The 13,032-nt window shown below is 63.6% G+C and carries 12 protein-coding genes; 4 read left to right on the top strand and 8 right to left on the bottom strand.

What is annotated here, in order from left to right; all coding sequences use genetic code 11:
• Window positions 1–35 precede the first annotated feature (35 nt).
• The 8 genes from dctM to ACZ445_RS16185 all read right to left on the bottom strand — a co-directional run bounded on the left by dctM (window position 36) and on the right by ACZ445_RS16185 (window position 8,657).
• Window positions 36–1,316 carry a C4-dicarboxylate TRAP transporter large permease protein DctM gene (gene dctM, locus ACZ445_RS16150; protein ID WP_058424079.1) on the bottom strand — a complete coding sequence of 427 codons (1,281 nt, stop codon included), beginning with the start codon at window positions 1,314–1,316 and terminating at the stop codon, window positions 36–38.
• Entirely contained in the window at window positions 1,316–1,948 is a 633-nt protein-coding gene (locus ACZ445_RS16155; RefSeq protein ID WP_058424080.1) for a TRAP transporter small permease, read from the bottom strand. The genes dctM and ACZ445_RS16155 overlap by 1 nt, the downstream gene beginning before the upstream one ends.
• 149 nt (window positions 1,949–2,097) lie before the next feature.
• A complete protein-coding gene (gene dctP, locus ACZ445_RS16160) occupies window positions 2,098–3,081 on the bottom strand; it encodes a C4-dicarboxylate TRAP substrate-binding protein DctP (RefSeq protein WP_058424081.1) in 984 nt (327 codons plus the stop codon).
• Between the two features lie 171 nt (window positions 3,082–3,252).
• Entirely contained in the window at window positions 3,253–4,068 is an 816-nt protein-coding gene (locus ACZ445_RS16165) for an HpcH/HpaI aldolase/citrate lyase family protein (protein WP_058424082.1), read from the bottom strand.
• A 15-nt stretch (window positions 4,069–4,083) separates the two neighbouring features.
• Window positions 4,084–5,277 carry a CaiB/BaiF CoA transferase family protein gene (locus tag ACZ445_RS16170; protein ID WP_058424083.1) on the bottom strand — a complete coding sequence of 398 codons (1,194 nt, stop codon included), beginning with the start codon at window positions 5,275–5,277 and terminating at the stop codon, window positions 4,084–4,086.
• A gap of 9 nt (window positions 5,278–5,286) precedes the next feature.
• A complete protein-coding gene (locus ACZ445_RS16175; protein WP_058424084.1) occupies window positions 5,287–6,636 on the bottom strand; it encodes an MmgE/PrpD family protein in 1,350 nt (449 codons plus the stop codon).
• 10 nt (window positions 6,637–6,646) lie between these two features.
• Window positions 6,647–7,810 (bottom strand): acyl-CoA dehydrogenase family protein, encoded by a 1,164-nt coding sequence (locus ACZ445_RS16180; RefSeq protein ID WP_464707269.1) that lies wholly within the window; start codon window positions 7,808–7,810, stop codon window positions 6,647–6,649.
• Between the two features lie 28 nt (window positions 7,811–7,838).
• Entirely contained in the window at window positions 7,839–8,657 is an 819-nt protein-coding gene (locus ACZ445_RS16185) for an HTD2 family dehydratase (protein WP_058424123.1), read from the bottom strand.
• Between the two features lie 131 nt (window positions 8,658–8,788).
• On the opposite strand from ACZ445_RS16185, the gene ACZ445_RS16190 reads away from it, so the two are divergent.
• The 4 genes from ACZ445_RS16190 to ACZ445_RS16205 all read left to right on the top strand — a co-directional run bounded on the left by ACZ445_RS16190 (window position 8,789) and on the right by ACZ445_RS16205 (window position 12,919).
• On the top strand, window positions 8,789–9,679 hold the full coding sequence (locus tag ACZ445_RS16190) for a LysR family transcriptional regulator (RefSeq protein WP_058424086.1): 891 nt from the start codon (window positions 8,789–8,791) through the stop codon (window positions 9,677–9,679).
• A gap of 33 nt (window positions 9,680–9,712) precedes the next feature.
• Window positions 9,713–10,201 (top strand): GFA family protein, encoded by a 489-nt coding sequence (locus tag ACZ445_RS16195; protein WP_058424087.1) that lies wholly within the window; start codon window positions 9,713–9,715, stop codon window positions 10,199–10,201.
• Between the two features lie 94 nt (window positions 10,202–10,295).
• Window positions 10,296–12,110: a serine hydrolase domain-containing protein gene (locus tag ACZ445_RS16200; RefSeq protein ID WP_464693718.1), complete on the top strand. Its 1,815-nt coding sequence runs from the start codon at window positions 10,296–10,298 to the stop codon at window positions 12,108–12,110.
• 17 nt (window positions 12,111–12,127) lie between these two features.
• A complete protein-coding gene (locus tag ACZ445_RS16205; protein ID WP_058424124.1) occupies window positions 12,128–12,919 on the top strand; it encodes a MipA/OmpV family protein in 792 nt (263 codons plus the stop codon).
• Window positions 12,920–13,032: the final 113 nt, after the last annotated feature.

Below are 13,032 nucleotides of genomic sequence, written 5' to 3' on the forward strand. Positions count from 1 at the left end.
CGCAGGAACCGGCAAGCCGGCTCCTGCACGTTGGGTTACATACCGAGCCAATGCGGCAGCGCCAGCGAAATGAACGGCAAGTACGTAACCATGATCAGGAACACCAGCAGAATCATCAGCCACGGCAGCGCCGCGCGGATGGTCTGCCCCAGGGTCAACCCGGTCACCGCCGAGGTCACGAACAGGTTCAGCCCCACCGGCGGGTGCACCAGGCCGATCTCCATGTTCACCACCATCACGATCCCCAGGTGGATCGGGTCGATGCCCAGCTTCATGGCAATCGGGAAGAAGATCGGCGCCAGGATCAGCACAATGGCCGACGGCTCCATGAAGCTGCCCGCTACCAGCAGCACTACGTTGACCATGATCAGGAAGCCAATCGGCGTCAGCCCTTCGGAGATCACCCACGCGGTGATTTCCTGGGGGATCTGTTCGGTGGTCAGCACATGGGCAAACAGCATGGCGTTGGCAATGATGAACATCAGCATGATTGCCAGGCGCCCGGACTCCAGCAGCACCTTGGGACAGTCGCGCAGCTTCATGTCCTTGTAGACGAACAACGCCACGAACGCCGAGTACACCGCCGCCACCGCGGCCGCTTCGGTCGGGGTGAACATGCCGCTGTAGATGCCGCCGAGGATGATCACCAGCAGCAACAGGCCCCAGAAGGCTCGGCGCGCGCAGGTCAGCCATTCGCGGAACGTCGCTCGGGGCTGGGCCGGCAGCTTCTTGATGCGCGCGACGATGTAGATGGCGATCATCAGCATCAGGCCCAGCAGCAACCCTGGAATTACCCCTGCCATGAACAGCTTGCCGACCGAGGTTTCAGTCGCCGCCGAATACACCACCATCACAATCGACGGCGGGATCAGGATGCCCAGGGTGCCGGCGTTACAGATGATCCCCGCACCGAACTCCTTCGGGTAACCGGAACGCACCATGCCCGCCACGGCAATCGACCCCACCGCCGCCACCGTCGCCGGTGACGAACCGGACAGCGCCGCAAACAGCATGCACGCCAACACCGCCGCAATCGCCAGGCCGCCACGAATATGCCCGACACAGGCGTTGGCAAAGTCGATCAGCCGCTGCGCCACCCCGCCGGTGGTCATGAACGCCCCGGACAACAGGAAGAACGGGATCGCCAGGAAGGTGTACGCGTCGGAGGTCTCGAACAGCTTGATCGCCAGGGAACTCACCGAGTCCTGGCTGAACATCAGGATCGACACCGCACCGGACAAGCCCAGGGAAATCGCGATCGGCACGCCGAGGAACATGAACACGAACAACAGCAGAAACAGACAGAGCACGGCCATCAGTGACGCTCCTCATGGCTGCCGGCCAATTTGCTGGCCTCACCGGCCTCGTCGGCCAGCCCCAACCCGACCTGACGGTGGGTAAAGATGCGGTAGAAAATTTCCAGGTAGCGGATAAACACCATGGCAAAACCGATGGGCACGATGATTACGATGTCACCGACGTCAATGCCGTACTGGTCGAGGTCTTCGGCGCCGATATGCGCGGTCATCACCGCGCTGACCCACTTGTAGCTGGCGATCATGAACAGCCCGGCGTAGGCCAGGCAGCACAGGCAGGCAATCATGCCCAACAAGCGTTGCACCGGGCGTTTGGTCAGCTTGACCAGTGCGTCCACGCCGAGGTGGCCGGCGGTACGCACGCCGTAGGAAATACCGAAGAAAATCAGCCAGCCGAACATGGCCTTGGTCAGTGCCACGCTCCAGGTCATGTCCTGGGCCCAGGTCATGGTGTGGTCGCCCAGAGCACCGAAAAAGGCGCTGCTGAAAGCCCACTTGTCAGACAGGGCGAAGAACAGCGTGTAGATGTTGTTTAGCATGACGTAGACGAATGTCACCAGGGTCATGGCGGCCAGCAGGAAGGCAATGAAACCTTCCTCCAGGTGCTCCCAGACGCGCCTTAGCGTTTGCATGGCAAAACCTCGCGAAAGCAAATGAGATGTCAGGGTGAAAACCGGATCGATAGGTGGGAGGGGGCTTGCCCCCGATAGCGGTGGGTCAGAGACAGATGGGCAAGCTGACACACCGCAATCGGGGGCAAGCCCCCTCCCACATTGGGGGATTACTGGTTGGACGCGTCCGCCGCCTTGATCAGGTCCGCGCCGATCTCACCCTCGAACTTCTGCCACACCGGGCGCATGGCTTCGCGCCACAGCTGGCGTTGCTCCGGGGTCAGTTCGATGATTTCGCTGGTCTTGGCGTCGACGATCTTCTGCTTGGCCGACTGGTTCAGCGCTTCGGCCTGTTTGTTCACCTCGACGGTGACCTCGACCATGATCTGCTCCAGGGTGCTGCGGATGTCCGGTGGCAGGCCGTTCCAGAACTTGGCGTTGGTGATCACCATGTAGTCGATCAGGCCATGGTTGGACTCGGTGAAATACTTCTGCACCTCGTTGACCTTCTGGCTTTCATAGTTCGACCAGGTGTTCTCGGTGCCGTTGACGGTACCGGTCTGCAGGCCCTGGTACACCTCGGCGAAGCTCATCTTGCGCGGGTTGGCGCGGATCGCCTTGAACTGCTCTTCCAGCACGCTGGAGGCCTGTACGCGGAACTTCAGGCCACGGGCATCCTTGGGTTCATGCAGCGCTTTGTTGGCGGACAACTGCTTGAGGCCGTTGTGCCAATAGGCCAGGCCCAGGATGTTCTTGTCCTGCATCGAGGTCAGCAGTTCCTTGCCCTGGGCGGCCTGGAAACGGTCGACAGCAGCCAGGTCGTTGAACAGGAACGGCAGGTCGTAGATCTGCACCTGCTTGGTGTATTGCTCGAACTTGGCCAGGGACGGCGCCAGCATCTGCACGTCGCCCAACAGCAGCGCTTCCATTTCCTTGCCATCGCCGAACAACGACGAGTTCGGGTACACCTCGACCTTCACCTTGCCCGGCAGGCGTTCTTCGGCGAGCTTCTTGAACAACAACGCGCCCTGGCCTTTGGGGGTGTTTTCGGCCACCACGTGGGCGAACTTGATCACGATCGGGTCCGCCGCCTGGGCCAGGCCTGCGGCAAACAAGGTGGCGGCGCACAGCAGCGCCCGGGAGAGCTTGAGCATGGAAAATCACCTTCTTATTGTTGTGTTGTAAGGCAAGGTGCCTGATGTGACGCGTGTAGTGAATTTCGAATTTTAGATACCTGCGTTCGGTCTGGACGAACGCCAATCTGAGCTACAACAGCGATCCAATGTGGGAGCGAGCAAGCCCACATTTTTATTCGGTTTCTCCAGCTAGATAGAGGCGGCCAGAAGTCGTTGCGCGCGCAGCAACACCGGCGCATCCACCATCTGCCCATCGATCTGGTAGGCCCCTGCCCCGTGGACGCCGGCGTCCACCACACGCCGCGCCCAGGCCAGATCTGCGGCGCTCGGTGCGAGCGCTGCATGGATCACGGCCACCTGCTTGGGATGGATACACAGCGCCCCGGCAAAGCCCATTTCATAGGCATGCCGGATCGAACGGCGCAGGCCTTCCGGGTCATCGATGGCCGGGTGTACGCCGTCCAACGGCGCGACCAAGCCCGCCGCACGCGAGTGCACGATCAGCGCCAGGCGCGCCTGATCCAGGGCGAACTGCGCGGCCGGTGAGTTGCTGCTCAGGTTCAGGTCCAGCGCCAGGTCCAGCCCGCCAAACGACAGGCGCTGCACCTGCGGCGCATGGGCGATTTCGGCCACGGCCAGCAACCCACGGGCGCTTTCGATAATCGGCCAGATCACTTTGCCGGTGGCGGCAACCACCGCCACTTGTGCGGCACTTTCAACCTTGGGCAGCAACACCCCCGCCACATTCACATGGGCCTTGCAAAACGCCACATCCTCGAAGTGCTCGGCATGCTCCGGCGCATTGATGCGCACCCACACCTGGGCAGCGGGGTTCGCCGTCAGGAACACCCCGAGGTTATCCCGCGCCTGTCGCTTGAGCGGCTCTTCCACCGCGTCCTCGAGATCCACGATCACCGCATCGGCCCCACTGGCCAGGGCTTTGGAGAACCGTTCCGGTCGGCTACCGGGTACAAACAACGCCGAACGCACCAATGGCTTTGGCATCACAGAATTCCTTATTTAGATAACACCGCGTGCACGCAGGCTGTCGATGGCATCGCCGGAGTAACCGAGCCGGTCGAGAATGCCCTGGCTGTGCTGGCCCAGCGCCGGAACGCCGTCCATGCGCGGGGTAAACGCCGCATTGCGGGCCGGCGGCAACAGCGACGGCAGAGGACCTGCCGGGCTGTCGACCTCGCGCCAACTGTCACGGGCCTTGAGTTGCGGGTGGTCCCATACGCCCTGCATATCGTTGACCCGGGCGCTGGCGATCTGCGCGTCCTCCAGGCGTTGGATCAGCGCCTCGGCATCCCATTGCGCAAAGCGGTCGACGATGATCTGGCGTAGCACCTCACGGTTGGCCGAGCGCTTGAAGTTGGCGCTGAAACGCTCGTCCGTCGCCAATTCAGGCGCTAGCAGTACCTTGTCGCAGAACGCCGCCCATTCGCGCTCGTTCTGCAAACCCAGCATCACCGTGCCGCCATCGCCGGTGGGAAACGGGCCGTAGGGATAGATCGTCGAATGCGCGGCCCCGGCACGCGGTGGCTGCGGTGCGCCGTCGAAGGCGTAATACATCGGGTAGCCCATCCACTCCACCAGGCTTTCCAGCATGCTCACGTCGATGCGGCTGCCCTCGCCGGTCTTGCCGCGCAGCAGCAGCGCCGAGAGGATGCCGCTGTAGGCGTACATGCCCGCCGAGATGTCGGCGATGGAGCAACCGGCCTTGGCCATCTGGTCGTCGCCAGGGCCACCGGTCACCGAGAGAAAACCGCCCTCGCTCTGGATCAGCAGGTCGTAGGCCTTCTTTTTCTCGTACGGCCCGCCTTCGCCGTAGCCGGAAATATCGCAGACGATCAGCCGCGGAAAGCGCGCATGCAGCGCCTCGAACGACAGGCCCATGCGCGCCGCCGCGCCGGGCGCCAGGTTCTGTACCAGCACATCGGCATCGGCGAGCAAGGTGTCGAGGATACCGCCCGCCTCGTCCTGCTTGAGGTCCAGGGTCAGGCTTTCCTTGGAACGGTTGGTCCACACGAAATGCGAGGCCAGGCCACGCACGCGCTCGTCGTAGCCACGGGCAAAGTCGCCGGCGCCGGGGCGTTCGATCTTGATCACACGGGCGCCCAGGTCCGCCAACTGACGGGTGCAGAATGGCGCGGCAATCGCATGTTCCAGGCTGACAACGGTGATGCCGTCCAGCGGTCTTGGGTTAGTCATGACAGTTCCTCAGAGCCAGTGGGCCATGGACGTGGCATTGCGCAAATCCCAGACCTTGTCGATCAGGGCGTTGGCCTGGGCCGGTGTGCGGGCGTTGCTGAATTGGGCGAGGCGCTGGAATTTGTCCGCCAGCTCCGTGCGGCTCAGGGTGTTGCCCGGATCGCCCTTGGGCTCGTCGATGGCGCCGTGCAGTGTGCGGCCATCCTGCGTGGTGACGGTGACGCGGCCGAGCCAGCGTTGCGGGTAGGCGCCGTCGACTTCGCGGTCGAGGCTCATGCTGACCTTGTCGCGAAAGGCGCAGACGGCCGGGTCGGTCAATGCCAACTCATGGAATTCAGTCAACCCCGCCTTGCCATGCACGGCAATCAAGCCCAGCACAGTACCCATGGAGAACTTGGCCTGGTGCACGCTGGCCGGTAGGTTCACACGCCCCAGTACATCGATGGCGCCCTGATGCACGCGGGTTTCCACGCGGGCAATATCGGCGGCGGCGAGCTGTTCGCGCTGCATCAGCTCCAACAGCGCATCGGCCGCAGGATGGGTATGGCGGCACGACGCATGAAACTTGAACGAGGTCTCCAGCAATGCCCAGCGACTGCCCAGGCCGGCGGACAACTTGCCCGGCTCGGCATCACTGGACATGCCCGCCGCCAGCCCTTGGTCGCCCTCAAGAATATTGCGTGCACCGGTCAGCCCATCCGCCGTCAGGTAAGCGGCGAGCAACCCGTCCGCTGCCGCCTTGGCCGTGTGCAGCTGCTTGGAGTCGGCGGCATCGCGCAGGAACTCCCACAACCCGGCGGCCTGGGTGCCTGCGCTGCCGAGCAGGTTGATGAATTGTTCCTGGTTGAAATCCAGCAGCTTGCCCACCGCGACCGCCGCCGCCAACGTGCCGACGGTGGCCGTGGTGTGGAAGATGCGGTAATGGGAGCGGCCCATGAATTCACCGATGCGGATACCCGCCTCGTAACCGGCCACCGAGGCCAGCAGCAAGTCGCGCCCGGATTTGCCCAGGTCCTGGGCGGCGGCCAGGGCAGCCGGAAACACCACGGTGGCCGGGTGCAACACGGAGCTGTTGTGCAGGTCATCCTGCTCCACCAGGTGCGATGAAGCGCCATTGACCAACGCGGCGAAGTAGGCGCTGCTGCTGGTGCCATTGACGATCACCTGGGCCGGGCCGCTGCTCGGCCCCATCTTCTGGGCATAGCGCTCGAACAACGGAATCGGGTGCGCCCCTTTACTCGCCAGCGCCGAGGCCAGCCAATCCAGGTACAGGTCTTCGGTGCGCGCGAGGACGGTTTCGGGCAACTGTGCGTAGTGCAGATCCGCCAGGAACCGACATAAGGCTTGGGTATGGCTCATGGTCGGCCCCTCAGAAGCTGCGTGGCAGTTCGAGCAGGTGCTCGGCCACGTAGGACAGGATCAGGTTGGTGGAGATCGGCGCCACCTGGTACAGGCGCGTCTCGCGGAATTTGCGCTCCACGTCGTACTCGCAGGCAAAGCCGAAACCGCCGTGGGTTTGCAGGCAGGCATTGGCCGCCTCCCAGGACGCCTTGGCCGCCAGGTACTTGGCCATGTTGGCGCTGGCGCCGGCATGCTTGCCGCTGTCGTATTCCTCGCAGGCGCGCCAGCGCATCAGGTCTGCCGCTTCGATCTCGATATGCGCCTCGGCAATCGGGAACTGCACGCCCTGGTTCTGCCCGATGGGCCGGCCAAACACCACGCGGTCACGGGCATACGCGCTGGCCTTCTCGATAAACCAGCGGCCATCGCCGATGCATTCGGCGGCGATCAGCGTGCGTTCGGCATTGAGGCCGTCGAGGATGTATTTGAAACCCTTGCCCTCTTCGCCGATCAGGGTGTCCAACGGCAACTCCAGGTTGTCGAAGAACAGCTCGTTGGTCTCGTGGTTGACCATGTTGGCGATGGGCTGCACGGTGAGCCCGTTGCCGATGGCTTCGCGCAGGTCGACGAGGAAGATCGACATGCCTTCGGATTTCTTCTTCACCTCGGCCAACGGCGTGGTGCGCGCCAGCAGGATCATCAGGTCGGAATGCTGGATCCGCGAGATCCACACCTTCTGGCCGTTGATCACGTACTTGTCGCCGCGCTTGATCGCGGTGGTCTTGATCTTGGTGGTGTCGGTGCCGGTGGTGGGCTCGGTCACGCCCATCGATTGCAGGCGCAATTCGCCGCTGGCCAGCTTGGGCAGGTAGAAGCGTTTCTGCGCTTCGCTGCCGTGCCGCAACAGGGTGAACATGTTGTACATCTGGCCATGCACCGTGCCGGAGTTGCCGCCGCAGCGGTTCACTTCTTCGAGGATGACCGAGGCTTCGGCCAGGCCCAGGCCGGAACCGCCGTATTCCTCGGGGATCATCGCCGACAGCCAGCCGGCGTCGGTCAGCGCCTTGACGAAGGCTTCGGGGAAGCCCTTCTCTTCATCGATCCGGCGCCAGTAAGCGGCATCGAATTCAGCGCACAAGGCGCGCACGCCTTCGCGGATGGCGTTGAGTTCTTCGTTGTCATTCGGGTTCATCTGCGGCTCTCCGCCTGTTGTTCTTGGATTATTCGAAATGCACCTGGGCTTGCTGCGCCAGGCCATCGCTATTGCCAGCCCACAGTTCGGCTACGCCGGTTTCGGTGACGCGCCCACCGACTTCAAACGGTTGTGGCGCAATCAACGGGCGCACGCCGCGATAGGCAAACCGGCGCAAGGTGGCTTCAGGATGGGCACGGCAAAACGCACGCAGGCTAAGGGTGGCGATCAGCGGACCGTGCACCACCAGCCCGGAGTAGCCTTCGGTGCCGGTGACGTAGGGGTAGTCGTAGTGAATGCGGTGGCCGTTGAAGGTCACCGCGCTGTAGCGAAACAGCAGGGTCGGCGTGGGGTCGACGGTTTCGCACCACTCGCCCTGCCCCAGCGCCTCGCCGCTGCCCGATTTGGGCGGCGTGGGTTCGCGGTAGACGATGTCCTGTTCCTCGCGGATCGCCAGGCGGCCTGCCTGGGAGTAGTCGTGGCGCACGGTGACGAACAGCAGCGCGCCAGTGCGGCCGGTCTTTTCTTCGACCCGGGTGATGGTCGACACCCGGGTCGCCGCCTCACCGGCACGCAGTGCATGCAGGAACTCGATGCGCCCACCGGCCCACATGCGATTGCGGTTGTCGGCCGGCGGCAGGAAGCCTCCACGGGCCGGATGACCGTCGCTGCCCAGGGCGGTTTCCGGAAGTGGATCCTGGAAGAAACACCACTGCCACAGCGGCGGGATGTCCGCGCCGTCTTCGGGCACGGCTTCGCCAAAGGTGGCGGCAATACGCTTGAGCAGGTTATGGCTGAGGTGGTCGTGGGCGGTTTCGCTTCGGCCGATCCAATCGGTGGCGCTCATCGGGTGCAGGTCCTCGGGCAGTGAGTGTCTGCCCGGGATCATGCAAGGGTGTACCCGTTCCGGGAATTTGCATTTCAATAAACCAGCGTTCGGTTATGCTGAACGCCGCCATCCTGTCCCGGGAGTCTTGCATGCACTTCGATCTGGCCGACCTGCGCCTGTTTATCCACATCGCCGAATCCCCCAGCCTGACCCAGGGCGCCAAGCGCGCGTTCCTCTCGCCGGCCGCCGCCAGTGCGCGGATCAAGGCCCTCGAAGGCCAACTCGACACGCGCCTGCTGTACCGCGACAGCCGTGGCGTGGAAATCACCCCGGCCGGTGAGCGCCTGCTGCACCATGCACGGTTGATCATGCGCCAGGTGGATTACCTGAAGAGCGAGTTCACCCAATACGGCGTGGATTCGGCCGGGCATATCCGCATCTTCGCCAACACCACGGCGGTCACCGAGTTCTTGCCGGAGGTGCTGGCGGGCTTCCTGTCCCAGCGTCCCGGCGTGACCGTGGACCTGCAGGAACGCCTGTCCCGCGACATCGTGCGCGGCGTGTTGGATGGCACCAGCGACATGGGCATCATCGCCGGCCCCGTGGAAGCCTCGGGGTTGCAGGTACTGCACTTCAGCACGGATAAACTGGTGTTGATGGTGCCGGCGGGGCATGCGCTGGCGGAACAACCCTCCGTCACCCTGGAACAGACCCTCGCCTACCAGCACATCGGCCTGCATGAAGGCAGCACCTTGCTGAGCTTCCTGCGTGAACACGTCGAGCGGCTGGGCAAGCAGCTGTCGCTGCGCATCCAGATGTCGAGTTTCGAGGCGATCTGCCGCATGGTCGAAGCCGGTGTGGGCATCGGCATCATTCCCGAGTCCGCCGCCGTGCGCCACAGCCGTACCATGCGGCTGGTGGCGGTGAAGCTGGATGAGCCCTGGGCGATCCGCGAGCGCAGCATCCTGGTGCGGGAGCTAGAGGCGTTACCCGGCACCATTCGGGCGTTGATTGCCACACTGATGCCGGAAAACGCCTAAGCTGATCAGTCACCTTGCCAAAGGAGTCAGCCCATGCAGCTCGAAGGATCCTGCCATTGCGGCGCCGTCACGTTCAGCCTCACCAGTGCCCACCCCTACCCTTACCAGCGCTGCTACTGCTCGATCTGTCGCAAGACCCAGGGCGGTGGCGGTTACGCGATCAACCTGGCCGGTAACACCGCGAGTTTGAAGGTGCGCGGACGCAAATCCATTTCGATCTACCACGCCAGACTCAAGCCCGAAGGCGCCAGCCGTGCCCATGCGAGTAGCGCCGAGCGGCACTTCTGCTCGCAGTGCGGCAGCGCGCTGTGGGTGTTCAGCCCGGAATGGCCGGAGCTGATCCACCCGTTTGCCTCGGCCATCGACACACCATTGCCGGTGCCGCCGGACCATACGCACTTGATGCTGGGGTCGAAGGCGCCGTGGGTGGAGGTCACGTTGCGCAAGGGCGATCAGCAGTTCAATGAATACCCCGAAGAATCCATTGCCCAGTGGCATGAGCGGCATGGGCTGGCGCGTTAACAGTCTTTGACAGTTTCTCGACAAAGCTGTCAAAGACCCCCGGGCGCCACGCCCCTAGCATTCGAGCATCCAAACCACCTGCCGGGTGCTCATCATGCTTCGCACGTTGCGCGGTATTCCATTGCTCGGTTGCCTGTTGGGCAGCATCGGCTGCCAGGGGCAAGCTTCGACCCCGCCGCCGATCCCCAAGGGCGACTACAGCGCAATCATCCGCTACCTGCAAACCCGCATCCCCCGGGATATGGCCCAGGCCAATGTGCCCGGTTTGTCGATTGCACTGGTCAACGGGCAGGAGTTGATCTGGGCGCGCGGGTTCGGCATGGCCGACAAAACCCTGGGGGTGCCCGTGACGCCGAACACGGCGTTTCGCGCCGGTGCGATTTCCAAGCTGCTCACCGCCAGCGCCGCCCTGCAACTGGTTGAACAGCAGCGGCTGGCGCTGGACGCGCCGATCCAACAGACGTTGCGCGAGTTCTACGTGCGCTCGCGTTTCCACACCGACCAGCAGGCCGCCGACCGCGACATCACCTTGCGCCGCCTGCTCAGCCATCAATCCGGCCTGCCCAGCGAGCACCTGCGCGACCTGCGCAACAGCTACGCCATGGGGCAGATGCCGATGCGCGTGTCCGGCGTCTGGCTGAGCACACCGCCCGGCACCCAGGTGGCCTATTCCAACCTCGGTTATGCGCTGGTCGGTGCGGCCATCGAGCGCAGCAGCGGCAGAGCGTTCGAGGCTCAATTGCAACACAGCCTGCTCAAGCCACTGGAGATGAACCAGGCGAGTTTTATCGGCACCGCAGTACAGGCGGGTTATCGCGCCCAGGGCTATCAGGACGGCATCGCCAGCACCGACGCGCAAGTGCGTGACCTGGCGGCCGGCGGTTTGTGGGCCAGCCCCAAGGACCTCAGCCATTACGTGCAAATGCTATTCGCCGAGGGCCTGTACAAGGGCAACCGGGTGATGAACCAACGCTCCATCGATGACATGTTCACCCAGCAAAACACCGGCAACGCCCTGGACTTCGACTGCCGGATCGGCCTGGCCTGGTTTCTGGCGCCGTGCGGTGACGAGCCGGTCGGGCCTGGGGTGCGCACCTACCAGCACAGTGGCGGCGGCGATGATTTCGCCGCCCAGTTGACCCTGCTGCCGGACCAGCAACTGGCGGTGATCATCATGGCCAACGACAGCAACGCCGAAGACCTGGTCGCCAACCTGGCCACCGACACCCTGCGCCTGATGCTCCAGGCGCAGACCGGCGAGCCGGTGTGCAGCGACGAGTGCCAGGCGCCCCGCCACGGGCTCAAGTTGCGCCAGGTGCCGGCCGCCATCGACCGCCAGCGCCTGTCCGGGTTTTACGCCACCGCCTGGGGCGTGTTCCGCATCCGGGACGACGCCGGTCGGCTGCGTGGCGAACTGGCCGGCTACGACTTCGAGCTGCTGCGTGACGATCACGGCTGGCTGCGCGCGCAGAAAAAAGTCCTGGGGTTCTGGCTCAAGGACCTCGGCGAACTCGGCCGCGTACAACTCGACGTGATCACTGTGCAGGGCCGACAGATGCTTACCGCGCGCAGCCACGGCCAACGCATCGCCATCGGCGAACGCATCGACCCGCCGCCCTTGCCCATGGCCTGGGCCGACACCGTCGGCACCTATCAAGTGCTCAACACCCACGAACCCGACGCGCCGTTGAGCGGCATCAGCGTGCGCCTGGAAGACGGCTTCCTGGTGATTCGCGGCCAACTGCACGACGAGCCGCTGACCGACTACATCCTGCTGCCCGTGGACAACGCCCATGCCGTGCTCGCCGGCAACGGCTATGGCCTGGGCGACACCGTCAGCCGCCAGGTCAACGGCCTGAGCGCCTCGGGCTACTCCTTCAAACGTACCCATCCACCCTTGAGTTTCTGACCGACATGAAAACCCTGATGAGCCCCAAAAACCTCTGCCTGTCCCTCACCTCGCTGTGTTTGCTGGCAGGCGCCGACGCGGCACTGGCCGAAGACTGGACCTATACGCTCAAAGCCGGCGTCGCCAACCTGCCCCGCTACAGCGGCAGCGACGAGCGCATGACCGCCCCGGTGTTTGGCGGCGCCATTGTCAGCCCCTGGGGGATTTTCCTCGACACCGATAAGGGCCTGGGCTGGGGCTACGAAGGCAATGCCTTGAGTTTCAGTGCGTATGTCGGCGCCAGTGCATCACGCAAGGACAAAAACGAATCCATGCACTTGGGTTCCAAGCGCCTCAAGGGCATGGGCGAAATCAAGTCACGCCCGCAACTGGGCGTGAGTGCCCACTACAATCTCGGCGGCGCCATTGTCGGCGCGACCCTGGAGCACGCGCTCAAGGAAGATGACCACAAGGACAGCGGCAAGGCCTTTACGCATTTGGAACTGAGCCTGGGCACCACGCTGTACGAAGGCCGTTATGGCTCAGTCGATGCCAGCATCAATAGCCACTTTGGCGACCGTGACTATCTGCAGACCTGGTACGGCGTCACCACCGGCCAGGCCGCACGCAGCCGCTTCAAGGCCTACAAGGCCGGTGCCGGCAATATCAGCAATGGCCTGAACCTGGTCTGGAGCCTGCCGATCAGCGAGCACACCGAGTTCTCGACCTTGCTGGATGTGCAGTACCTGGCGGATGAAGCGGGCAAGAGCCCGATTGTGGAGCGACGCTTGCAGACATCGGTGATGGGCGTGCTGGAATACACCTTCTGACCTGCTGACACCGACTGAATCGGTGGGAGGGGGCTTGCCCCCGATGGCGGTGGATCAGTACACATCGCTATCGGGGGCAAGCCCCCTCCCACACTTGATCTCCATTGAATGTA

This window comes from Pseudomonas allii (assembly GCF_055380095.1).